Annotated in this window: 21 protein-coding genes; 11 read left to right on the plus strand and 10 right to left on the minus strand. The window is 48.4% G+C overall.

The features are described from left to right. Window positions 1-212: 212 nt before the first annotated feature. The 4 genes from BEG40_RS19465 to BEG40_RS19480 all read right to left on the minus strand — a co-directional run bounded on the left by BEG40_RS19465 (window position 213) and on the right by BEG40_RS19480 (window position 4,151). Window positions 213-695: a YqeJ family protein gene (locus BEG40_RS19465; protein WP_000199214.1), complete on the minus strand. Its 483-nt coding sequence runs from the start codon at window positions 693-695 to the stop codon at window positions 213-215. Then, window positions 682-1,497 carry a winged helix-turn-helix domain-containing protein gene (locus BEG40_RS19470; RefSeq protein ID WP_105285979.1) on the minus strand — a complete coding sequence of 272 codons (816 nt, stop codon included), beginning with the start codon at window positions 1,495-1,497 and terminating at the stop codon, window positions 682-684. Before BEG40_RS19470 ends, BEG40_RS19465 begins: the two co-directional genes overlap by 14 nt. Window positions 1,498-1,830: 333 nt before the next feature. Then, window positions 1,831-2,463, minus strand: a complete 633-nt coding sequence (locus BEG40_RS19475; RefSeq protein WP_010354900.1) for a helix-turn-helix transcriptional regulator — start codon at window positions 2,461-2,463, stop codon at window positions 1,831-1,833. Between the two features lie 458 nt (window positions 2,464-2,921). Beyond that, window positions 2,922-4,151 (minus strand): amino acid permease, encoded by a 1,230-nt coding sequence (locus tag BEG40_RS19480; protein WP_000036850.1) that lies wholly within the window; start codon window positions 4,149-4,151, stop codon window positions 2,922-2,924. Window positions 4,152-4,407: 256 nt separating this feature from the next. Here BEG40_RS19480 and BEG40_RS19485 point away from each other — a divergent pair, with 256 nt between their 5' ends. From BEG40_RS19485 to BEG40_RS19510, 5 genes are all read left to right on the plus strand, one after another. After that, window positions 4,408-5,589: an acetyl-CoA C-acetyltransferase gene (locus BEG40_RS19485; protein WP_000656049.1), complete on the plus strand. Its 1,182-nt coding sequence runs from the start codon at window positions 4,408-4,410 to the stop codon at window positions 5,587-5,589. A gap of 284 nt (window positions 5,590-5,873) precedes the next feature. Beyond that, window positions 5,874-6,710 carry a 5-dehydro-4-deoxy-D-glucuronate isomerase gene (gene kduI / locus BEG40_RS19495; protein ID WP_000383242.1) on the plus strand — a complete coding sequence of 279 codons (837 nt, stop codon included), beginning with the start codon at window positions 5,874-5,876 and terminating at the stop codon, window positions 6,708-6,710. A gap of 29 nt (window positions 6,711-6,739) precedes the next feature. After that, window positions 6,740-7,501 carry a 2-dehydro-3-deoxy-D-gluconate 5-dehydrogenase KduD gene (kduD, locus tag BEG40_RS19500; protein ID WP_000602499.1) on the plus strand — a complete coding sequence of 254 codons (762 nt, stop codon included), beginning with the start codon at window positions 6,740-6,742 and terminating at the stop codon, window positions 7,499-7,501. A gap of 315 nt (window positions 7,502-7,816) precedes the next feature. Next, entirely contained in the window at window positions 7,817-9,235 is a 1,419-nt protein-coding gene (gene araE / locus BEG40_RS19505) for an arabinose-proton symporter AraE (RefSeq protein WP_105285980.1), read from the plus strand. Window positions 9,236-9,363: 128 nt separating this feature from the next. Continuing rightward, the gene (locus BEG40_RS19510; RefSeq protein ID WP_105285981.1) at window positions 9,364-10,056 is read left to right on the plus strand and encodes an aspartate/glutamate racemase; all 693 of its coding nucleotides are present in this window, start codon (window positions 9,364-9,366) and stop codon (window positions 10,054-10,056) included. A 4-nt stretch (window positions 10,057-10,060) separates the two neighbouring features. Here BEG40_RS19510 and lysR read toward each other — a convergent pair whose 3' ends face one another. Further along, window positions 10,061-10,978, minus strand: coding sequence for a DNA-binding transcriptional regulator LysR (gene lysR / locus BEG40_RS19515; RefSeq protein WP_000741843.1), 918 nt, complete (start codon window positions 10,976-10,978; stop codon window positions 10,061-10,063). A gap of 254 nt (window positions 10,979-11,232) precedes the next feature. On the opposite strand from lysR, the gene lysA reads away from it, so the two are divergent. Further along, complete coding sequence (gene lysA, locus BEG40_RS19520; protein ID WP_105285982.1) at window positions 11,233-12,495, plus strand: diaminopimelate decarboxylase; 1,263 nt, start codon at window positions 11,233-11,235, stop codon at window positions 12,493-12,495. Window positions 12,496-12,501: 6 nt separating this feature from the next. Here lysA and galR read toward each other — a convergent pair whose 3' ends face one another. After that, a complete protein-coding gene (gene galR, locus BEG40_RS19525; RefSeq protein WP_000201036.1) occupies window positions 12,502-13,533 on the minus strand; it encodes an HTH-type transcriptional regulator GalR in 1,032 nt (343 codons plus the stop codon). Window positions 13,534-14,119: 586 nt separating this feature from the next. Here galR and aas point away from each other — a divergent pair. Both aas and lplT read left to right on the plus strand, forming a co-directional pair. Beyond that, window positions 14,120-16,279 carry a bifunctional acyl-ACP--phospholipid O-acyltransferase/long-chain-fatty-acid--ACP ligase gene (gene aas / locus BEG40_RS19530; RefSeq protein ID WP_000899033.1) on the plus strand — a complete coding sequence of 720 codons (2,160 nt, stop codon included), beginning with the start codon at window positions 14,120-14,122 and terminating at the stop codon, window positions 16,277-16,279. Next, window positions 16,272-17,465, plus strand: coding sequence for a lysophospholipid transporter LplT (gene lplT, locus BEG40_RS19535; RefSeq protein ID WP_000004643.1), 1,194 nt, complete (start codon window positions 16,272-16,274; stop codon window positions 17,463-17,465). Before aas ends, lplT begins: the two co-directional genes overlap by 8 nt. Before the next feature lie 32 nt (window positions 17,466-17,497). On the opposite strand, the gene BEG40_RS19540 is transcribed toward lplT, so the two are convergent. From BEG40_RS19540 to mutH, 4 genes are all read right to left on the minus strand, one after another. Continuing rightward, window positions 17,498-18,538 (minus strand): NADP(H)-dependent aldo-keto reductase, encoded by a 1,041-nt coding sequence (locus BEG40_RS19540; RefSeq protein ID WP_001199282.1) that lies wholly within the window; start codon window positions 18,536-18,538, stop codon window positions 17,498-17,500. Between the two features lie 107 nt (window positions 18,539-18,645). After that, window positions 18,646-18,864: a lipoprotein YgdR gene (gene ygdR / locus BEG40_RS19545; RefSeq protein WP_000758660.1), complete on the minus strand. Its 219-nt coding sequence runs from the start codon at window positions 18,862-18,864 to the stop codon at window positions 18,646-18,648. A 137-nt stretch (window positions 18,865-19,001) separates the two neighbouring features. Then, window positions 19,002-19,715, minus strand: coding sequence for a TerC family protein (locus BEG40_RS19550; protein WP_000895630.1), 714 nt, complete (start codon window positions 19,713-19,715; stop codon window positions 19,002-19,004). Between the two features lie 68 nt (window positions 19,716-19,783). Beyond that, on the minus strand, window positions 19,784-20,473 hold the full coding sequence (mutH, locus tag BEG40_RS19555) for a DNA mismatch repair endonuclease MutH (RefSeq protein WP_000082202.1): 690 nt from the start codon (window positions 20,471-20,473) through the stop codon (window positions 19,784-19,786). A gap of 185 nt (window positions 20,474-20,658) precedes the next feature. Between mutH and BEG40_RS22195 the strand changes: the two genes are divergently transcribed. From BEG40_RS22195 to ptsP, 3 genes are all read left to right on the plus strand, one after another. Beyond that, the gene (locus tag BEG40_RS22195) at window positions 20,659-20,805 is read left to right on the plus strand and encodes a hypothetical protein (protein WP_016159643.1); all 147 of its coding nucleotides are present in this window, start codon (window positions 20,659-20,661) and stop codon (window positions 20,803-20,805) included. A gap of 352 nt (window positions 20,806-21,157) precedes the next feature. Then, a complete protein-coding gene (gene rppH, locus BEG40_RS19560; protein WP_000564488.1) occupies window positions 21,158-21,688 on the plus strand; it encodes an RNA pyrophosphohydrolase in 531 nt (176 codons plus the stop codon). 12 nt (window positions 21,689-21,700) lie between these two features. Further along, on the plus strand, window positions 21,701-23,947 hold the full coding sequence (gene ptsP / locus BEG40_RS19565) for a phosphoenolpyruvate--protein phosphotransferase (RefSeq protein WP_105285983.1): 2,247 nt from the start codon (window positions 21,701-21,703) through the stop codon (window positions 23,945-23,947). Window positions 23,948-24,028: the final 81 nt, after the last annotated feature.

Raw genomic sequence — 24,028 nt, forward strand, 5'->3', positions numbered from 1 at the left:
AGGCCAGTAATGGGTTAAGTGATAACAGGTGTCTGGAAATATAGGGGCAAATCCAGTTAATTTGAAGAGTGAGTGTCATACTGAGAGAAGGGGAATATATTGCTGATGTTTTTAGGGAGTGGAAGGTTGCTATATAGATATGTATGGTTATAAAAAATTATAGAAATATTGCATGTGTTATTTTTAATATTTTTATTTCGACCGTGTCAGGGTTACCTTGCACAGTACATAATCGCTCTGTTACTAATGTTAAAAAGAAAACCGCGATTACCCTGTGTTTGTATATTATAGCTTATCATTTTTCCTGAAAAGACATAGAAGTCAGGAAGGAGTAGTGCGAGTTTATTATCTTCAACTTGATCAATAATATCGAACTTATTTATTTTGTTGGAGGTGAGATGCAACGTATTATAATTTTCAGTCCATGTATATTCAATATCACGTCGAATTGCTTTATAAGCCTTTGTGTTTTGTTTCCATGTACCGCTGAGTGCAACTATACCTGTCTTTTTGTTTTTATTATACATAAAGTCAAGAGTAAGATTGGCTTGTCCCTGGTCATTAAAAATAACCCAGTTAGCTGTACATTTTTCATTGTATGCGATTTGCTGTTTAGAATAATGATAGGTAATAAAAAGAACAAATCCGCTAATAAAACATAAAATAAGTATCAGGGCTTTTTTATAACGAGTCACGATTAATCCCACGATAAGACAAAGTTAAACAACCTGCAACTTCGTTATTTATATAGCTTTTTTTGCAGGCCATAACAATCAAGCCCGGAAACGATCTGGCAAGAGGGAAATATAGCCATGGATATTTTTTGCAGTCAATTCCTGACGCTAATATATGCTTTTTATATTTATCAAAATCTTTCAGGCCATTAATGCTATCTTCTGTTACATTAAAATGACAACCATTTATTTCTGCAACAGTCCTGTAATCTCTAAAGAATGGTTTGGGTTGATTATTATTCCATAGTAAAAATGCGGTAAGCAAACCCACACCAAATGCACTTAACATGAGTAAATAAAATTTAGAGTGCCGGAGTATGTTCCTGACATGATTATCTGGAGCAGCATTTATCTCTTTAACCTCATCTGTAACGTTCAAACTGAGGGGAGAGTTGTGCTTTTGAACATCTATTGCAGAGAGGGGGGTATGATTTTCTATGTTGATATCGTTATTGAGTTTGAACCCTTTTCTCGGCACGGTTGCAATAAGCGAATGGGTCGTATCACCAACCGCGCGAAACCCACGCCTGATAATCGATATGTTTTGGTATAACGTGTTGACCGGTACACGCATACCTTCTTCTTCCCAGACTCTGGAGAAAAAGTCCTGCTGGGCGACCACATCTGGAAAAGCTTCGAGTAGCAACGATAAACACCTGCTTGCGGGCGTTGTCAGAACAACGTTCAACTCGGCGTCATGTACCGAAATTAATTTCTTGTGTTCCGGCCAGAACTCAATATTATTGTTAATAATCCAGTACATAGGTCAATAAAACACAGCATCAAGAAAATTCAAATGAGATAGTTTGGTAAGTATATTAGTATTCATCTAATAAATATATATTAATTTTATATTCATTATGACAATTATAATTGCAATATATTAATGCAACTTAAATAACCATGTGTGTTAACAAATTTAACGGTTATAACGTCTACTTTTATGGTTTTTTCTCTCATGAATTTTTGAATAGCACACAAAATTCACATGATTAAACTAAAAATTAACAAGCGGACTTGAAGCTCATCGTATAAAACACGGGCATCATTATAAATGCCCGTATATACAATAATTATTATTGCCGATAGTTACGCTTCAATGCTGAACTGAGTTTGAGCGTATAAATAATTCGTTTATTTTACCACCCATCCTTTTTTCAATTCTTTGCTTGTAGGCGTAGATGCTACGGATATCCATGTCGAGAGTGTCTGCAATCTGATATGGATTATAGCCAGAGACCATATGCCCCATTATGGTGAACTCCATTTGAGTCAACGTATTGCCTCTGGTAAATGACAGGTAACGACCAATAAACAACTGCCTGATCTTCTCGTTAGCAACATCCAGTCCATCATCATTATATATAATGGCTGATATTGCGGGGTTGTGTTTTCTCCAGTAATTAGCAAGAGATTGCATATTCCTGTCGCTTATCAACACAATTCCCATTTCCGTACTTGCAAGATACTCAATCCAGTCTTTATCCAGGAAAAGACGTAAAAAACTTACTGAAAAATCCACAAAAATGTATCCGCTTAATCGAGCATTGTGATTTTTACTTAATATGCCTTCAACCACGCCACGATTAAAATACGAACTATCTTCGGGCCACATACAAAAACAGGCGTTTGCACAATACTGCAAGCGCGGTGACTTTTCTGGCATTATTTGGCAATGCATTGAGCAACTATTGCATGTAAGACTTTTATATCTACTACAAAGTCTCATGTTAATAACCTCCCTATTCATAGATAATCGCATAATTTCATTGGTTATTGATGATGTCAATACACCCTGATTTAATAAGCTTTTAATTGGAATTTGCGTTTAATCTGTATTTGATATTATTCTCAATAAGATATTTAAGAATGCATCATTAAGTTTTAAATATGGCTTGATTTCACTCATTTAACCATGTTTGGCTTATCGCAAATCAGATAAATGCTTAATGCATTAGGAATATCTATACTGCAAATTGTTTTCGAATAACCAGACGATATCGTGTAAATCTAAGTGACGCATCTTAAATAGTCTTATTTAAGATGTTCAGATTTTTACTGAGGATAACAGCTTGATATTGTTTGTTTATGCTATAGATAGTCAGGAGGGTGATTAATGGTGGAGAGGCATTGTAAGAACTGGAATGGTTCAAAATAATGACTATTTTGAACCATTCTCATCAGCGATTAACTAAAGAACATTACCGACACGCACAGGATACCCACGATCAACGTAATTAGATTTCCGATGGAGCGCCAGGGTTTAAGGGCTGGAATGAGATACGTAGACAGTGTTGGCATGATAAAAAGAATCATGGCAATGAGCGGACCACTGATCGCGTAAATCATCGAAATTGCGTTAGGGTTGATGCAGCAAACGATGAAAGTAATCAGTGATACCAACATAATTGACAGCGCGCGGTTAAATGCACGGCTTTTTTTAACGCCCGCCTGCTGTAACGTGGTTTTGACTAATTCCGTCGCACCTTCAATAACGCCAAAGTAGGTGCCTAAAAATGATTTAGACATTGCAACTACCGCGACTATAATCCCGGAAATTGACAACCATGCAGGGGAATTTGGCAGCATAGACAGTGCCGATAAAATGGTGACGCCTTCCTCTTTGGCTGCCTCAATATATGAAGGTGGAATTGATAACAGGCAGCTAAACACGAAGAACAGCACGCTCACACAGATGATGAGATAAGCGACCTTCATAATTTTTTTGCATTTATCCATAGCGTGTTCGCCGTATTTTTCTCGTCTGTCGATGGCAAACGTAGAAATAATCGGAGTATGGCTAAAGGCGAAAACCATCACGGGAATCGATATCCATATCTGGTGAAGGGTATTCTGATTGAACTCTACCTGGGTTGTTAATAAAGAAGGCTGCCAGCTACCGACCAGGTAGATGGAAAGAAATAAGAAGTAAGCAATCAGCGGGAAAACCAAAAATCCCATTACCCGAATTGTGGCATGACGCCCCATCAGAAAAATAAGATTCAGGATTAACACAACGCCAAGACTCACCAGCATACGGATGCGTAGATCAATGACCATATGCTTCGCCAGCTGTTCAGTGAGTGAGTTGGTGATTGCCACTGCGTATATCAGTACAACGACAAAAAAGGCAATGAAGTACAGAGTGGTAATCAGATTACCGATCTTCTTGCCATAGTAGTGAGTTACCGCGCCAGTGATCCCTTCGCCTGCCGATGTTTTTGAAGAAAGGATGAACTGGCACAAGGCCTTATGTGGCCAATATGTTAAAGGCCAGGCGACCAGTGCAGTAATAAACAGGACCACCGCTCCTGCTGAACCTAATTGAATAGGAAGGAAGAGCGTGCCTGCGCCAACGGCTGTGCCGTAGAGTGCGAAGCTCCAGAGAGTTTCTTCTTTTGACCAAATTTTAGACATTATTTGAACGTATCATCTACAAATTAAACAAAATGGAGGGCAATTTACCATAAACCAGGCCGGACATGGGAGATTAACGCTATATCAACCTCTGGATTGGTGTGTTAGTAGATGCAAACCTTGCGTGCCAGTCAGATATCATCGCCCCTTCTTACGGTAAATTTCCTTTGTGATAAAAATCACTTTTTTTAAACATTTTGGATAATTGAAATTAACAATCATTTACTATTGCGCTGTTAATTGGTGCGAGGTTGTGATGAAAGATGTTGTGATTGTCGGTGCGTTACGAACACCTATCGGCTGCTTTCGTGGCGCGTTGGCTGGTCATTCTGCGGTAGAATTAGGCAGTCTGGTCGTGAAAGCATTATTAGAGCGCACCGGCGTTGCTGCACATGCGGTGGATGAAGTGATTCTTGGACAGGTTCTGACTGCCGGGGCAGGGCAGAATCCAGCACGGCAATCTGCCATTAAAGGTGGTCTTCCCAACAGCGTTTCGGCAATAACCATTAATGATGTTTGTGGTTCCGGGCTAAAAGCTTTGCATCTTGCTACTCAGGCGATCCAGTGTGGCGAGGCTGATATTGTTATTGCCGGTGGTCAGGAAAATATGAGTCGTGCGCCACATGTTTTGACTGATAGCCGCACCGGAGCACAGCTTGGCGATAGCCAATTGGTTGATAGCCTGGTGCATGATGGCTTGTGGGATGCATTCAATGATTACCATATTGGTGTCACTGCCGAAAATCTGGCGCGCGAATATGGTATCAGTCGTCAGTTACAAGATGCCTACGCACTTAGCTCACAACAGAAAGCGCGAGCGGCCATTGATGCCGGACGATTCAAAGATGAGATCGTCCCGGTCAGAACGCAAAGTAACGGGCAGTTACTGATTGTTGATACCGATGAGCAGCCGCGTACTGATGCCAGTGCCGAAGGGCTGGCTAGTTTAAATCCGTCATTTGATAGTCACGGTTCTGTTACCGCAGGAAATGCCTCATCCATCAATGATGGCGCAGCTGCGGTAATGATGATGAGCGAAGCCAAAGCACATGCGTTGAATTTACCCGTGCTGGCACGTATTCGCGCCTTTGCCAGCGTTGGTGTTGATCCTGCACTGATGGGTATTGCTCCTGTGTATGCGACTCGCCGTTGCCTGGAGCGTGTAGGCTGGCAGCTGGCTGATGTTGATCTTATTGAGGCTAATGAAGCATTTGCCGCGCAGGCGCTTTCTGTTGGCAAGATGCTTGAATGGGATGAACGCCGGGTCAATGTCAATGGCGGCGCGATTGCATTGGGTCATCCGATTGGCGCCTCTGGTTGCCGCATTTTGGTTTCTTTGGTTCATGAAATGGTGAAACGCAACGCTCGTAAAGGATTGGCTACACTCTGTATTGGTGGTGGTCAGGGGGTGGCGTTAACTATTGAGCGTGACGATTAGATCTGTATTTCTTCCTTATCAGTTAAACCTCTACCGCCATCAAGCTGCTTTATAATGATGGCTGGCACGTCTATGCATATCCCATATAGAACCTGACTTTTTCCTTTCCCCGGCTTATTCGTGATCGACACTACACTTTTCACAATCGCCTTCTTAAAAATGAAACAATGTTTTATTTTTAATTGAAAAGAGCACATCACGGGCTTATCATCCTTCAATAGAAAAACGAAACGATGTTTCATAATCGTTCTAATTTCACACTTCAATGATTATCGGAGGTTGATGTGGACGTAAGACAGAGCATCCACAGTGCGCACGCGAAAACGCTGGATACCCAAGGGCTGCGCAATGAATTTTTGGTTGAAAAGGTATTCGTCGCGGATGAGTACACCATGGTTTACAGCCACATTGACCGTATTATTGTTGGCGGCATTATGCCGGTAGCAAAAACGGTTTCCGTTGGCGGGGAAGTAGGAAAACAACTGGGCGTGAGCTACTTTCTTGAGCGTCGTGAGCTGGGCGTTATCAATATTGGCGGAACCGGTACGATTACCGTCGATGGCCAATGTTATGAAATCGGTCACCGCGACGCCCTCTATGTTGGTAAAGGTGCAAAAGAAGTTGTTTTTGCCAGCATTGATAGCGCCACTCCGGCGAAGTTTTATTACAACTGCGCACCTGCTCACACGACGTATCCCACCAAAAAAGTCACGCCGTCTGAAGTGTCTCCGGTTACGCTGGGCGATAATCTCACCAGTAACCGCCGCACGATTAACAAATACTTTGTGCCGGATGTGCTGGAAACCTGCCAGTTGAGTATGGGGCTAACGGAACTGGCACCGGGAAACCTGTGGAATACCATGCCGTGCCACACCCACGAGCGCCGGATGGAAGTTTACTTCTATTTCAACATGGACGATGACGCCTGCGTTTTCCACATGATGGGGCAACCGCAAGAAACGCGTCACATTGTGATGCATAACGAACAGGCGGTGATTTCCCCAAGCTGGTCTATCCATTCAGGTGTAGGAACCAGGGCTTATACCTTTATCTGGGGCATGGTCGGTGAAAACCAGGTCTTTGATGATATGGACCACGTTGCCATTAAAGATCTGCGCTAGTCGCGGATATATATGAATAAGGTATTCTCATGATTTTAAATGCATTTTCTCTTGAAGGTAAAGTTGCAGTTGTCACCGGTTGTGACACTGGGCTGGGGCAGGGAATGGCGTTGGGTCTGGCGCAAGCGGGCTGTGACATTGTTGGCATCAACATTGTTGAGCCAACAGAGACCATTGAACAGGTCACTGCGCTGGGGCGTCGTTTTTTAAGCCTGACCGCCGATCTGCGTAAGATTGATGGTATTCCAGCACTGCTGGATCGTGCAGTGGCAGAATTTGGTCATATTGATATCCTGGTGAATAACGCCGGTTTGATTCGCCGCGAAGATGCTCTCGATTTCAGCGAAAAAGACTGGGACGATGTGATGAATCTGAACATCAAGAGCGTGTTTTTCATGTCCCAGGCGGCGGCGAAGCACTTTATCGCGCAGGGCAATGGCGGCAAGATTATTAATATCGCGTCAATGCTTTCATTCCAGGGCGGGATCCGCGTGCCCTCATATACCGCATCAAAAAGCGGCGTAATGGGTGTGACGCGCCTGATGGCGAACGAATGGGCAAAACACAACATCAACGTTAACGCGATTGCTCCGGGTTACATGGCGACCAACAATACTCAGCAACTGCGGGCTGATGAACAGCGTAGTGCGGAAATTCTGGATCGTATTCCTGCGGGGCGTTGGGGGTTGCCGAGCGATTTGATGGGGCCGGTGGTGTTTCTGGCATCCAGTGCTTCTGACTATGTTAATGGCTACACCATTGCCGTGGATGGGGGCTGGTTAGCACGTTAATTCATTTAGCTTACATTTATGACCCTGTCACATTGGCAGGGTTTTTTATTTCTGATAATCAACATAATCCATATCACGGCTATTAAATAATCCATATCAATTATCAATTGATGAGTTTTATTGGTTTTATCTACTTTAAAATTAGTTGGTTAATTATAATGTCATTAATTTCACTTAATTTTAAAAGTGTAATGTCCATCACATAACTGCATGTGGCAGCAATTTAATCCATATTTATGCTATTTCCGACCTGACACCTGAGTTAATTGTTCACGTATTTTTTCACTATGTCTTACTCTGTGCTGGCAGGAAAAAATGGTTACTATCAATACGGAATCTGCTTTAACGCCGCGCCCTCTGCGTGATACGCGGCGTATGAATATGTTTGTTTCGGTAGCTGCTGCGGTCGCGGGATTGTTATTCGGTCTTGATATCGGGGTTATCGCAGGTGCATTACCGTTTATCACCGATCACTTTGTGCTGACCAGTCGTTTGCAGGAATGGGTCGTCAGTAGCATGATGCTTGGCGCAGCAATCGGTGCGCTATTTAACGGCTGGCTGTCATTCCGTCTGGGACGTAAATACAGCCTGATGGCTGGTGCTGTGCTGTTCGTATTGGGCTCAATAGGATCAGCGTTTGCCACCAGTGTCGAAATGTTAATCGCGACCCGTGTGGTTCTGGGGATTGCGGTGGGGATTGCCTCTTACACTGCGCCACTGTATCTCTCTGAAATGGCGAGTGAAAAAGTACGTGGCAAGATGATCAGTATGTACCAGTTAATGGTCACGCTTGGCATCGTTCTGGCGTTTTTATCCGACACAGCATTCAGCTATAGCGGTAACTGGCGCGCAATGTTAGGTGTTCTTGCCTTACCGGCAGTTGTGTTGATTATTCTGGTGGTCTTCCTGCCGAATAGCCCGCGCTGGCTGGCGGAGAAGGGGCGTCATATTGAGGCGGAAGAAGTGCTGCGTATGCTGCGCGATACGTCGGAAAAAGCGCGAGACGAACTCAACGAAATTCGTGAAAGCCTGAAATTAAAACAGGGCGGTTGGGCGCTGTTTAAGATCAACCGTAATGTCCGTCGAGCAGTGTTTCTCGGTATGTTGTTGCAGGCGATGCAGCAATTTACCGGTATGAACATCATCATGTACTACGCGCCTCGCATCTTCAAAATGGCGGGCTTTACGACCACAGAACAACAGATGATTGCGACTTTGGTCGTGGGGCTGACATTTATGTTCGCCACCTTTATTGCTGTCTTTACAGTAGATAAAGCGGGGCGTAAACCGGCACTGAAAATTGGTTTTAGCGTGATGGCATTGGGAACTCTGGTGTTGGGCTATTGCCTGATGCAGTTTGATAATGGTACGGCTTCCAGTGGTTTGTCCTGGCTCTCTGTTGGCATGACAATGATGTGCATTGCCGGTTATGCGATGAGCGCCGCGCCAGTGGTATGGATCCTGTGCTCCGAAATTCAGCCGCTGAAATGCCGCGATTTTGGTATTACCTGCTCGACCACCACAAACTGGGTGTCGAACATGATTATTGGCGCGACCTTCCTGACTCTGCTCGATAGCATTGGTGCGGCAGGTACGTTCTGGCTCTACACTGCGCTGAACATTGCGTTTGTTGGCATCACCTTCTGGCTTATTCCGGAAACCAAGAATGTCACGCTGGAACATATCGAACGTAGACTGATGGCTGGTGAGAAATTGAGAAATATCGGTGTCTGATTTCACAGGCCGGATGTGCTGTACATCCGGCCTTTTTTTCGCTAATAGAGATCTGGCACCAGGCCGTTGAGGCGTTTGTCTCGTTCCTTAATCAGCCCTGTTGCGGTAACTCACACCAGGAGAGAGGAATGAAAACAATTGGTTTGCTGGGAGGAATGAGCTGGGAATCCACTATTCCTTACTATCGCCTGATAAATGAAGGCATTAAACAGCGACTTGGCGGGCTTCACTCTGCGCAAGTGCTGCTACATAGCGTCGATTTTCATGAAATAGAAGAGTGCCAACGTCGCGGTGAGTGGGACAACACAGGAGAGATTCTTGCCAGTGCGGCGCTTGGATTACAACGGGCAGGAGCAGAAGGCATTGTGTTATGTACCAATACGATGCACAAAGTAGCAGATGTCATCGAGTCTCGTTGCTCACTGCCTTTCTTACATATTGCGGATGCCACCGGGCGTGCCATCACCCGTGCTGGAATGACGCGCGTGGCGCTGCTGGGAACGCGCTACACCATGGAACAGGATTTTTATCGTGGACGGCTGGCAGAGCAATTTTCTATCGATTGTCTGGTGCCTGAAGCGGATGAGCGGGCGAAAATTAATCAGATTATTTTTGAAGAGCTGTGTCTGGGGCAATTTACCGAAACGTCACGCGCTTATTATGCACAAGTCATTACTCGTCTCGCAGAACAGGGGGCGCAGGGCGTGATTTTCGGTTGTACTGAAATTGGTTTACTGGTGCCAGAGGAGCGCAGTGTCCTGCCCGTGTTCGATACCACCGCTCTTCATGCCGAGGATGCCGTCGCCTTTATGCTGTCGTAACTCGCTACAAAATAGCGTTAAGTGAGGCAACCAGATTCGGTAAACCTGCCTGTAAGTGCTCACTAAATGCCTGCACCAGTGCTGATGACGGGCGGTGAAGGGGGCGAATCAGGCTAACGGTAAACGGAACTGCAATGCTAAATCGCCGCACCACTAAACCGCTTGCCGCATAATCCAGTGCGGTGAGCGGGTTAACCACGGAAACTCCCGCCCCCGCCCGTACCATCGCGCAGACTGACGCGGCGCTGTGGGTCTCCACAATCATGCGGCGTTTAACCTGATGTTCATTAAATAGTTGATCCAATAACTGGCGATAGCTGTCAGTACGGGAAAGGCTGATGTAATTCTCACCCTGAAAATCTTCCGGCGTTAATACCTCTTTTGCTGCCAGCGGATGCCCCTGCGGTAAAACACAGACTTCATCTAAAGACAGTAATTCAGTACGTTCCGTACCCGCAGGTGTATGCAGCGTCTCGGTGAGGCCTAAATCATGGCGCTGGGCCGAGAGCCACTCTTCAAGTAGCGGCGATTCCTGCGGCACTATGTTTAAGCTGACTTCAGGATAGCGAGCCAGAAACGGTTGCATCAGTGGCGGCAAAAAAGACTGCGAAAAGACCGGCAGGCAGGCAATAGACAGTTCGCCCTGGCGAAACTCGCGCAAACTTTCTGCGGCACTGACAATGCGATCCAGGCCGTACCAGGATCGCTGCACCTCTTCGAACAGCCGCAGCCCTTGCACGGTAGGATGTAATCGTCCACGTACGCGCTCAAACAATTTCAGCCCAATCACTTTTTCAAAGCGCGCCAGTTCGCGGCTGACAGTGGGTTGTGAAGTATGTAGCAGTTGTGCCGCTTCAGTCAGGCTTCCGGCGGTCATCACCGCATGAAAAATTTCAATATGACGTAAGTTAACGGCGGCCATCTGCTTAATCTCATTCTTCGGTAATCCATATCATTTTTGCATAGACCTGGCATAAATCGATATTTTTTATTCTTTTTATGATGTGGCGTAATCATAAAAAAGCACTTATTCAGATTGTTGACAATGTGCGCTTTGTTGATGCGCCTACAAGATCATGCAAATTCAATATATTGCAGGAGCCATGTAGGCCTGATAAACGAAGTGCATCAGGCAATGTTTTATTCGCCGTCAGCCTCACTTATTCGGAGTTTGTTATGCCACATTCACTGTTCAGCACCGATACCGATCTCACCGCCGAAAATCTGCTGCGCTTGCCTGCAGAATTCGGTTGCCCGGTTTGGGTCTACGATGCACAAATTATTCGTCGGCAGATTGCGGCTCTGAAGCAGTTTGATGTGGTGCGCTTTGCGCAGAAAGCCTGCTCCAATATCCATATTTTGCGCTTAATGCGAGAGCAGGGCGTGAAAGTAGATTCCGTCTCGTTGGGCGAAATCGAGCGCGCGCTGGCGGCGGGATACAATCCACAAACGCATCCCGATGATATTGTTTTTACCGCTGATGTTATCGACCAGGCTACGCTCGAGCGTGTCAGTGAATTGCAAATTCCGGTGAATGCGGGTTCTGTCGATATGCTCGACCAACTAGGCCAGGTTTCGCCAGGGCATCGGGTATGGCTGCGCGTTAATCCGGGATTTGGTCACGGGCATAGCCAAAAAACCAATACCGGTGGCGAAAATAGCAAGCACGGTATCTGGTACACCGATCTTCCCGCCGCACTGGAAGTGATACAGCGGCATCAATTGCAGCTGGTTGGCATTCACATGCACATTGGTTCCGGTGTTGACTATGCGCATCTGGAACAGGTGTGTGGTGCGATGGTGCGGCAGGTTATCGACTTTGGTCAGGATTTACAGGCGATTTCTGCTGGCGGTGGGCTTTCAGTTCCTTATCAGCATGGAGAAGAAGCGGTTGATACCGAGCATTATTATGGCCTGTGGAATGCGGCACGTGAGCAGATCGCTCATCATCTGGGTCACCCTGTGAAACTGGAAATTGAACCGGGTCGCTTCCTGGTGGCGCAGTCTGGTGTGTTGATTACCCAGGTGCGAAGCGTCAAACAGATGGGGAGCCGCCACTTTGTGCTGGTTGACGCCGGGTTTAACGATCTGATGCGCCCGGCAATGTACGGCAGTTACCATCACATTAGCGCACTGGCGGCTGATGGTCATTCCCTTGAGCACGCACCAACGGTGGAAACCGTTGTCGCCGGGCCGCTATGTGAATCGGGGGATGTTTTTACCCAGCAGGAGGGGGGGAATGTCGAAACTCGTGCTTTGCCGGAAGTGAAGGCGGGGGATTATCTGGTACTGCATGATACTGGCGCATATGGCGCGTCAATGTCATCAAACTACAATAGTCGCCCACTGCTGCCAGAAGTTCTGTTTGATAATGGTCAGGCGCGGTTGATTCGCCGTCGCCAGACCATTGAAGAATTACTGGCGCTTGAGCTGCTTTAATTGCGGCTAGTTGCTGGAGGCGTTATGACTTGCCTCCAGCGACGGTGTTGAAACTGAATGGCGACGTACCAGCGTTGGACTAAAGACGTTGGTAATTTCAGGAAGCGGGTGATTGTTCGCCAGTGCCAAAGCCAGTTCGGCAGCCTGAGTCGCCATCGTTACAATTGGATAGCGTACTGTCGTCAAACGCGGACGCACATAGCGCGATACCAGCACATCATCAAAGCCAATCAATGAAATCTCACCCGGTACATCAATACCATTATCATTGAGTACACCCATCGCGCCTGCCGCCATTGAATCGTTATAACAGGCCACGGCAGTGAAATTTCGCCCCCTTCCCAGCAGTTCAGTCATTGCCTGTTCGCCGCCGCTTTCATCCGGTTCGCCAAAAGTTACCAGCCGATCATTGGCCGGAATACCGCTTTCGGCAAGGGCATCGTAATAACCCTGCAGACGATCTTCGGCGTCAGAAATAGAGTGGTTAGAGCAGAGATAACCAATGCGAGTATGGCCTTGTTGAATCAAATGACGCGTCGCCAGCCAGGCGCCATAACGATCGTCCAGTGCGATGCAACGATTCTCAAACCCCGGAAGGATCCGGTTGATCAGCACCATGCCGGGCATTTGTTTCATCAATGCTGTCAAATCGGCATCGGGAATCATTTTGGCATGAACGACCAGTGCGGCGCAGCGATGGCGGATCAACTGCTCAATGGCCTGACGTTCTTTTTGCTCGTTGTGGTAACCATTACCAATCAATAAAAAATTACCCGTGTGATAAGCCACCTGTTCAACCGCTTTCACCATTGCGCCGAAAAAAGGATCGGAGACATCGCCAACAATCAAACCAACGGTTTCGGTGGCCTGTTGTGCCAGCGCCCGGGCGTTGGCGTTCGGGTGATAGCTAAGAGACTCCATTGCACTATGTACAGCCAGCCGGGAAGCTTCGCTGGCTTTGGGAGAATTATTAATGACGCGGGAAACTGTGGCGACTGAAACGCCTGCCAGTCGGGCTACATCCTTTATGGTCGCCATGAAAATACCTTTGTGGGTAAACGCTTACATTCTGTCAGTGTTACGGAAAACGTCCGTTGGTTCAAGGGGTGTGGTACTTTCAGCGCGGGGAATGTGAGCGAAACGCAAATAAGTAAGACAAAAAAAGAGATTGCAAACCTTTGGTTACACTTTGCGAAACGCTGTTGCGATTGACCGCTGGTGGCGTTTGGCTTCAGATTGATAAAGTGGTGATCCCAGAGGTATTGATAGGTGAAGTCAACTTCGGGTTGATCACATGAATTACACCAACCTGCGCAGATGCGCAGGTTTTTTTTGTCTGTCATCAATCTGTAACAGTAACCGATAATTTACACACCTGGTTGCATTTCCCTTCACTCCTTTGCGTTTTCTCGCTGGCGAACAGTCTGTGTGCAGACCACAATCAAGATCCCAGAGGTATTGATTGGTGAGATTATTCGGTACGCTCTTCGTACCCTGTCTCTTGCACCAGCCTGCGCGGATGCGCAGGTTTTTTTTCGCACCCATTTTACTGTCGCTCGCGTTCTCCTTCTGGTGTAATCTCGCACCATTCGCTTTTACTGAAGAATGAGCAAAGGGAGTTGGAATGCTTTTTAGCTTTTTTCGTAATTTGTGCCGTGTCCTGTACCGTGTTCGTGTGACAGGCGACACCCAGGCACTGAAGGGCGAGCGCGTTCTTATCACGCCCAATCACGTCTCATTTATTGATGGCATATTGCTGGCACTGTTTTTACCCGTTCGCCCTGTTTTTGCCGTTTACACCTCCATCAGCCAGCAGTGGTATATGCGTTGGCTGAAATCATTTATCGACTTCGTTCCCCTCGACCCGACGCAACCTATGGCAATTAAACATCTGGTACGTCTGGTGGAACAGGGGCGACCGGTGGTGATTTTCCCTGAAGGACGAATCACGACAACCGGCTCGCTGATGAAAATCTACGATGGCGCGGGTTTTGTCGCTGCGAAGTCAGGTGCGACAGTCATTCCAGTGCGTATTGAAGGGGCGGAACTTACGCACTTCAGCCGCCTGAAAGGTCTGGTTAAACGTCGCTTGTTCCCGCAAATTCATCTGCATATTTTGCCACCAACGCAGGTACAGATGCCGGATGCGCCGCGTGCCCGTGACCGTCGCAAAATCGCTGGCGAAATGCTGCATCAAATTATGATGGAAGCGCGTATGGCAGTGCGCCCGCGTGAAACGTTGTACGAATCCTTTTTGAGTGCGATGTACCGCTTCGGTGCGGGTAAAAAGTGTGTCGAAGATATCAATTTTACCCCTGACACCTATCGTAAATTACTTACCAAAACGCTGTTTGTCGGGCGCATTCTTGAAAAATACAGTGTTGAAGGGGAACGCATCGGCTTAATGCTGCCCAATGCGGGCATCAGTGCGGCAGTGATTTTCGGAGCCATCGCACGTCGTCGCATTCCCGCAATGATGAACTACACCGCCGGGGTAAAAGGGCTGACCAGCGCCATTACGGCGGCTGAAATCAAAACCATCTTCACTTCCCGCCAGTTTCTCGATAAAGGCAAACTCTGGCATCTGCCGGAACAGCTAACTCAGGTACGTTGGGTCTATCTGGAAGATTTAAAAGCGGATGTCACCACTGCCGACAAAGTGTGGATCTTCGCGCATCTGCTGGTGCCGCGCCTCGCACAGGTAAAACAGCAGCCAGAAGAAGAGGCGCTGATCCTCTTTACCTCCGGTTCTGAAGGTCATCCGAAAGGTGTTGTCCATAGCCATAAAAGCATTCTGGCGAACGTCGAGCAGATTAAAACCATTGCCGACTTCACCACCAACGATCGCTTTATGTCGGCATTGCCACTGTTCCACTCTTTTGGTCTGACTGTTGGTCTGTTTACGCCACTGCTGACGGGGGCGGAAGTATTCCTTTATCCAAGCCCGCTGCATTACCGCATTGTGCCGGAACTGGTGTACGACCGCAGTTGTACCGTGCTCTTTGGCACCTCGACCTTCCTCGGTCACTACGCGCGCTTTGCCAACCCGTATGATTTCTATCGTCTACGCTATGTGGTGGCAGGCGCAGAGAAACTGCAAGAAAGCACCAAACAGCTTTGGCAGGATAAATTTGGCCTGCGCATTCTTGAAGGTTACGGTGTGACGGAATGCGCGCCCGTGGTGTCCATCAACGTACCGATGGCGGCGAAACCAGGTACGGTAGGGCGTATTTTGCCTGGTATGGATGCGCGACTGCTGGCGGTTCCGGGTATCGAAGACGGTGGTCGCCTGCAACTGAAAGGGCCGAACATTATGAACGGCTACCTGCGGGTAGAGAAGCCGGGCGTGCTGGAAGTGCCCACCGCCGAGAATGTTCGCGGCGAGATGGAGCGCGGCTGGTATGACACGGGCGATATCGTGCGTTTCGACGAGCAGGGCTTTGTGCAGATTCAGGGACGCGCGAAACGCTTTGCCAAAATTGCAGGCGAAATGGTGTCGCTGGAAATGGTGGAACAACTGGCTATTGGCGTTTCACCAGACAAAATGCATGCCACTGCGATTAAGAGCGATGCCAGCAAAGGTGAGGCGCTGGTGCTTTTCACCACGGACAGTGAACTGGCGCGCGATAAACTGCAACAGTATGCCCGCGAGCACGGCGTGCCGGAACTTGCCGTACCGCGCGACATTCGCTATCTGAAACAGATGCCATTACTGGGCAGTGGTAAACCTGACTTTGTCACGTTGAAAAGCTGGGTAGACGAAGCGGAACAACACGATGAGTGAGTCAGTGCACACTAATACTTCGCTGTGGTCGAAGGGGATGAAAGCGGTTATCGTCGCGCAGTTTCTCTCTGCGTTTGGCGATAACGCGCTGCTGTTTGCCACTCTGGCGTTACTGAAAGCACAGTTCTATCCGGAGTGGAGTCAGCCCGTCCTGCAAATGGTGTTTGTAGGTGCTTACATTCTTTTTGCGCCGTTTGTCGGGCAGGTGGCCGATAGCTTTGCCAAAGGTCGGGTGATGATGTTTGCCAACGGTCTTAAGCTGCTGGGTGCTGCCAGTATCTGCTTTGGCATCAATCCCTTTCTCGGCTATACGCTGGTCGGCGTGGGAGCTGCGGCGTATTCACCGGCGAAATACGGCATTCTCGGCGAATTAACCACGGGTAGTAAGTTAGTAAAAGCTAACGGTTTAATGGAAGCTTCTACCATAGCGGCGATTTTGCTCGGTTCCGTAGCCGGTGGTGTACTGGCAGACTGGCATGTTCTTGTCGCTCTGGCAGCATGTGCGCTGGCCTATGGTGGTGCGGTCGTCGCCAATATCTACATTCCAAAACTGGCGGCGGCGCGTCCGGGGCAGTCGTGGAATCTCATCAACATGACCCGCAGTTTCCTGAATGCCTGCACCTCGTTATGGCGCAATGGAGAAACGCGTTTTTCGCTGGTAGGCACCAGTTTGTTCTGGGGAGCAGGCGTCACGCTGCGTTTCCTGTTAGTACTTTGGGTGCCAGTGGCGCTGGGCATTACCGATAACGCTACGCCGACCTATCTCAACGCCATGGTGGCGATTGGCATCGTGGTTGGTGCCGGCGCGGCAGCGAAGCTGGTCACGCTGGAAACCGTTTCACGCTGTATGCCCGCCGGGATTTTAATTGGCGTGGTGGTGCTGATTTTCTCCCTGCAACATGAGCTGCTGCCAGCCTATGCCTTGCTGATGTTGATTGGCGTGCTGGGCGGCTTTTTTGTCGTTCCATTGAATGCGTTACTCCAGGAACGAGGTAAAAAAAGCGTCGGGGCGGGGAATGCGATTGCAGTACAGAACCTGGGCGAAAACAGTGCCATGTTGCTGATGTTGGGGATTTATTCACTGGCGGTAATGGTGGGGATTCCGGTCGTGCCCATTGGCATTGGCTTCGGTGCGCTGTTTGCGCTGGCAATAACGGCGCTGTGGGTCTGGCAACGCCGTCATTAATATTTAACGCCGGGTAACCCCGGCGTTAATGCTTAAGGTGCCGGATAAGTATAAACCTGATGCACCGCTTCAATTTCAGTTAATACGTCTTCGCTCAACTCCAGATGTAAACTTTCGATGTTAGTTTTCAACTGTTCCATCGTCGTTGCGCCCAGCAGCGTGCTGGCAACAAACGGTTGGCGGCGTACAAAAGCGAGCGCCATCTGAGCAGGATCGAGACCATGACGTCTGGCAATATCAACATACGCCGCGACAGCTTTTTGCGTTTGCTCACCACTATAACGGGTGAACCGACTAAAGAGCGTATTACGCGCACCAGCCGGTTTTGCACCATTGAGATATTTACCGGTCAGCGTGCCGAAACCCAGACACGAATAGGCCAGCAACTCGACGCCTTCATACTGGCTGACTTCCGCCAGACCCACTTCAAAGCTGCGGTTTAACAGGCTATAGGGGTTCTGAATAGTGACGATGCGCGGCAGATCGTGTTTGTCCGCCAGATGTAGATAACGCATTACGCCAAATGCGGTTTCATTCGACACGCCGATATAACGAATTTTCCCTGCGCGTTGGTATTCTGCCAGTGCATCCAGCGTATCCAGCAGCGAAACCGCAGGCGCGGAATCCGTCCAGCTATAACCGAGTTTGCCGAAGCAGTTGGTCGGGCGCTGCGGCCAGTGCACCTGATAAAGATCGAGGTAATCAGTCTGTAGGCGCTTGAGGCTGTCATGCAGAGCTTCGCGAATATTCTTCCTGTCCAGCGCCTGATCCGGGCGAATACCCTTGTCATTGTTGCGCGACGGTCCGCTCACTTTGGAGGCGATAATTAATTTTTCGCGGTTGCCATGTTTTGCCAGCCAGTTACCGACATAGGTTTCGGTCAGACCCTGAGTTTCGGGGCGCGGCGGTACAGGGTACATCTCGGCAACGTCGATAAGATTAATGCCCTGAGCGACGGCATAGTCGAGTTGTGCGTGGGCGTCGGCTTCGCTGTTCTGTTCACCAAACGTCATCGTGCCAAGCCCCAGCGTGCTGACTTCCAGCGAGCTGTGGGGTATACGGTGATATTGCATAGCCGTTTCCTTTTTATAATCACGACATAAGGAATATAAAAATGGCAGAGGGAAGGGAAAAGGGAAAGCGAAAAATCTTAAGGCCAGCCGGATGCTGACCTTATTTTTTAACGTTCAATAATTTGCGAGACATCATCGCGGTTAATTTGCATCGCGTTACCTTGTTGATCGTGATAACTCACAAGCCCGGTATCATCGTCAATTTCCGGTTTTCCATCAGTCAGGATCATTCGACCATCTTTAGTTGCCATCACATAATCGCTGCTACAACCGGAAACAGCAAATGCCAGTCCGACTGCGGAGATTAATACTGCCCATTTTTTCATCCGGTTATCCTCATTAAGCCCATCAATGATAATAGTCTGTTTATAATCTGACGTTATACATCTTGAAAGCAGGAAAGTCTTAAACTGTGAGAATAAAGGGAAGACGTTCGCTCTCCCACAGGAGAGCGAACGGAATATCAGAGCGGATTCTTTTTATTGCGAATCAGGTTGAGGCTTTCTACTGCAATGGAGAAGAACATCGCGAAGTAGATGTAACCTTTCGGTACGTGGATATCGAAACTTTCCAGGATCAGGGTAAAGCCCACCAGAATCAGGAAAGAGAGCGCCAACATTTTCACTGATGGATGGCGTTCAACAAAATCACCAATCGAACGTGCGGCGAACATCATCACGCCTACGGCAATGACTACGGCCGCCATCATAATAAACAGGTGATCCGACAGACCCACGGCGGTAATCACCGAATCGAGGCTGAAAATAATATCCAGCAGCATAATCTGCACGATAGCGCCGAGGAATGATGAAACACGTGTTTTCAGCCCTTCTTCTTCGCCTTCGATAGACTCGTGGATCTCCTTACTGGCTTTCCAGATAAGGAACAGACCACCCAGCAGCAGAATCAAATCACGAGCGGAAATTTCCTGATTGAAAATTGTAAAAAGCGGATTCGTCAGGCGCGTAACCCAGGCAATCGACGCCAGCAGCGCCAGACGCATAACCATGGCTCCTGCCAGTCCCAGACGCCGCGCGTGACCACGCTGTGCGGTGGGCAACTTTGCGACCACCAGAGAAAGGAAAATAATATTATCGATCCCAAGAACGATCTCCAGCAGCGTCAGCGTACCGAGCGCAAGCCAGGCGTTAGGATCGGTTATCCATGCAAATAACATCTAAAAAGCCCTGCCAAAAAAATGAAGCGGTAATTATATGCCCGGAATGCAGCAGGTCAAAGCGATGGCTACTGGATCAAAAAATGACGCGCCAGCAGTGCGCTGGTGAAATTCTTTTTCAGATAAAATCCGCGCGGCAATGTCAGAATTCGTTCACCCTCGGCGCCAATGGCTTCGGTGAGAGCTTTCGCATTCGCCGCTTTCGGTCGTATTTGCAAATATTCCCCGTGACGAGCGGTGATTCGCTCAACCTGACCGAGGACAATCATATCCATTAATTCTTCCCAGTCTTCGCGTAGCTGGCGGTCTTCCTCTTCGTTCGGACTCCACAGCAACGGTGCTCCTACGCGACGCTGCGCCAGTGGGATGCTGCGCTCGCCTTCAACCGGTATCCATAACACCCGTTTGAGTTTGTGGCGCACGTGGCTGGTTTCCCAGGTCACACCGCTATTGCCAGTTAACGGTGCAACACAAACGAATGTCGTTTCCAGCGGGCGACCAAGAGTATCTACAGGTATAGTTTTGAGTTCCACGCCTAAAGCGGCAAAATCTTGTTCAGGTTTACTTCCTGCGCTGGCGCCAAGCCAGATCTCCAGTAACACACCGATCCAACCTTTATCGCGTTTTAAATTCTCCGGCGTAACCAATCCGGCAAGTGCTGCCAGTTCTCCAAGGGTGTAACCAGAAAGTTGCTGTGCTTGCGCTAATAACTGCGCTTCAGTTTCGGGGGGAGAGGGCAATGGACGAGGTTGAGACATGGCATTACACCTTGATTAAAAAACAAGCAGCTATTTTGTACCGAATATTCAGAGTGTAACTTTTTCCACAAGCGTTATTCAATTCTATGATTTATCTTGTTTTTTAATTCACAGGTGACGGTGTTGCGCAACGTCCTGGTGGGTTTTCCAATTCTGGTCACTGAAAATAAACAGGATCTTACACCATGTTATCCACAGAAAGCTGGGATAACTGTGAAAAACCCTCACTACTGTTTCCATTTACAGCCTTGACGTGCGACGAAACTCTAATTTTTAGTGGTTCGGTGCTTAACTTAGTGGCACATTCTGTGGATAAATACGACGTTGGTTGATCTTTCGCCAACGCGTAAATGAGTGGTGTGACATGGGTCACGAACTTGTCTGTTTTATCAATATTTATGTATTTAATATATTGATTAATAACGAATATTTTAAAGTGTATTTTAGCGGCTGATTCAGAGTGCTCTGGGTTTTCCCGTGGTAATTCCGTAGTTCTTCACAACTCTATCCACAGAAAAGGTGAATAAAAACGGCTATTCACCCCTTCCTCTGTTTATAACTCTGCACTTAACTGTGAGTTATTCAATTGTTATTAGTGTGTAATGCCTTGCAGAGAGTGGTTTACCGTCTTCCTGGAGTATGAAACAATCATTCGTATATAAAGCTTTATTTTGAGGTAGTCCGGTGATTGATGACGATGGCTACCGCCCAAACGTAGGTATCGTGATTTGTAATCGTCAGGGGCAAGTAATGTGGGCCCGGCGATTTGGTCAGCACTCCTGGCAATTTCCGCAAGGCGGAATTAATCCCGGAGAATCCGCAGAACAGGCGATGTACCGTGAATTGTTTGAAGAAGTAGGATTAAGCCGTAAAGACGTTCGAATCCTTGCTTCAACGCGTAACTGGTTGCGCTACAAATTACCGAAACGTTTGGTGCGTTGGGACACGAAGCCGGTGTGTATCGGCCAAAAACAAAAATGGTTTCTCTTGCAGCTGGTGAGCGGCGATGCGGAAATCAATATGCAAACCAGCAGTACACCAGAGTTTGACGGCTGGCGATGGGTAAGTTACTGGTATCCGGTCAGACAGGTGGTGTCATTTAAACGTGATGTCTACCGTAGGGTAATGAAAGAGTTCGCAAGTGTTGTGATGGCGCTGCAAGAAAATACGCCTAAACCACAAAACGTATCTGCTTATCGACGTAAAAGAGGTTAAGTCACGCCCATTATGCTCACTCGCCTGCGCGAAATAGTCGAAAAGGTAGCCAGCGCACCACGCCTGAATGAGGCGTTAAATATTCTGGTTACCGACATCTGTCTTGCGATGGATACCGAGGTCTGTTCGGTCTACCTGGCCGATCACGACCGACGTTGTTACTACCTGATGGCGACCCGGGGATTAAAAAAGCCACGTGGTCGCACCGTAACGCTCGCGTTTGATGAAGGGATCGTCGGCCTGGTTGGCAGGCTGGCGGAACCGATAAACCTTGCGGATGCGCAAAAACACCCCAGCTTCAAATATATCCCCTCCGTAAAAGAAGAACGTTTCCGCGCGTTTTTAGGCGTGCCAATTATTCAACGTCGCCAGTTACTTGGTGTACTGGTGGTACAGCAACGAGAGTTGCGGCAGTACAACGAAAGTGAAGAATCTTTCCTGGTGACGCTTGCCACCCAGATGGCAGCTATTCTTTCTCAGTCGCAGTTGACTGCCTTGTTTGGGCAATATCGCCAGACGCGAATTCGCGCATTACCGGCAGCGCCCGGCGTAGCGATTGCCGAAGGCTGGCAGGATGCCACGTTACCCTTAATGGAACAGGTGTATCAGGCATCAACGCTGGATCCGGCTCTGGAACGCGAGCGACTGACCGGGGCGCTGGAAGAAGCGGCTAACGAGTTTCGTCGCTACAGCAAACGCTTTGCCGCCGGTGCACAAAAAGAAACGGCGGCTATTTTCGATCTTTACTCACACCTGCTTTCTGACACGCGTCTGCGTCGCGAATTATTTGACGAGGTGGATAAAGGCTCAGTTGCAGAGTGGGCGGTGAAAACGGTCATTGAAAAATTCGCCGAACAGTTTGCTGCGCTAAGTGATAGCTATCTCAAAGAGCGAGCCGGTGATTTACGTGCGCTGGGCCAACGATTGTTGTTTCACCTTGATGATGCCAACCAGGGGGCGAACGCCTGGCCGGAACGTTTCATTCTGGTGGCAGATGAACTGTCAGCGACAACCCTTGCAGAGCTGCCTCAGGATCGCTTAGTCGGCGTTGTCGTGCGCGATGGCGCAGCCAACTCCCATGCTGCGATTATGGTACGTGCGCTGGGGATCCCTACCGTGATGGGCGCGGACATTCAGCCTTCGGTGCTGCATCGTCGCACACTGATCGTTGACGGTTATCGTGGTGAATTGCTGGTCGACCCGGAGCCGGTGCTGCTGCAAGAATATCAGCGGCTGATTAGCGAAGAGATTGAGCTTAGCCGCCTGGCGGAAGATGACGTCAATTTACCCGCGCAGTTAAAAAGCGGCGAGCGCATAAAAGTCATGCTCAATGCGGGATTAAGCCCGGAACATGAAGAAAAACTGGGCAGTCGCATTGATGGTATCGGTCTTTATCGTACTGAAATCCCTTTCATGCTGCAAAGTGGTTTCCCGTCGGAAGAAGAACAGGTGGCGCAGTATCAGGGGATGCTGCAAATGTTCAATGATAACCCCGTCACCTTGCGTACGCTGGATGTCGGTGCTGACAAACAACTGCCTTACATGCCGATCAGCGAAGAGAATCCATGCCTGGGATGGCGTGGGATTCGCATTACGCTCGATCAGCCGGAGATCTTTTTGATCCAGGTGCGGGCGATGTTGCGCGCCAATGCTGCAACGGGCAACCTGCACATTCTGTTGCCAATGGTCACAAGCCTGGATGAAGTTGACGAAGCGCGTCGCCTGATTGAACGTGCCGGACGTGAAGTTGAGGAGATGATCGGTTACGCAATTCCCAAACCACGCATCGGTATCATGCTGGAAGTACCTTCAATGGTATTTATGCTGCCGCATCTGGCAAATCGGGTCGATTTTATCTCTGTTGGCACCAACGATCTGACTCAATACATCCTGGCCGTTGATCGCAATAACACCCGGGTCGCGAACATTTATGACAGTCTTCATCCTGCAATGTTACGTGCTCTGGCGATGATCGCCCGTGAGGCGGAAACGCAGGGAATCGATCTGCGTTTATGCGGTGAAATGGCGGGCGATCCCATGTGCGTGGCAATCCTCATTGGGCTGGGGTATCGCCATCTGTCGATGAACGGACGTTCTGTCGCGCGCGTCAAATACCTGCTGCGGCGCATTGATTTTGCCGAAGCAGAAAATCTTGCGCAGCGCAGCCTGGAAGCGCAACTAGCGACCGAAGTTCGTCATCAGGTCGCGGCATTTATGGAGCGTCGCGGTATGGGCGGGCTGATTCGCGGAGGGTTATAGCGCGGATCATATACATATCTTTTAACGGTATCCGGCAACCAGCCAGGTTCCCTTGTGCTATTATTCGCACCTTTGGAGCGC

It is taken from the genome of Escherichia sp. MOD1-EC5495 (assembly GCF_002965965.1).
GTDB classification, from domain to species: domain Bacteria; phylum Pseudomonadota; class Gammaproteobacteria; order Enterobacterales; family Enterobacteriaceae; genus Escherichia; species Escherichia ruysiae.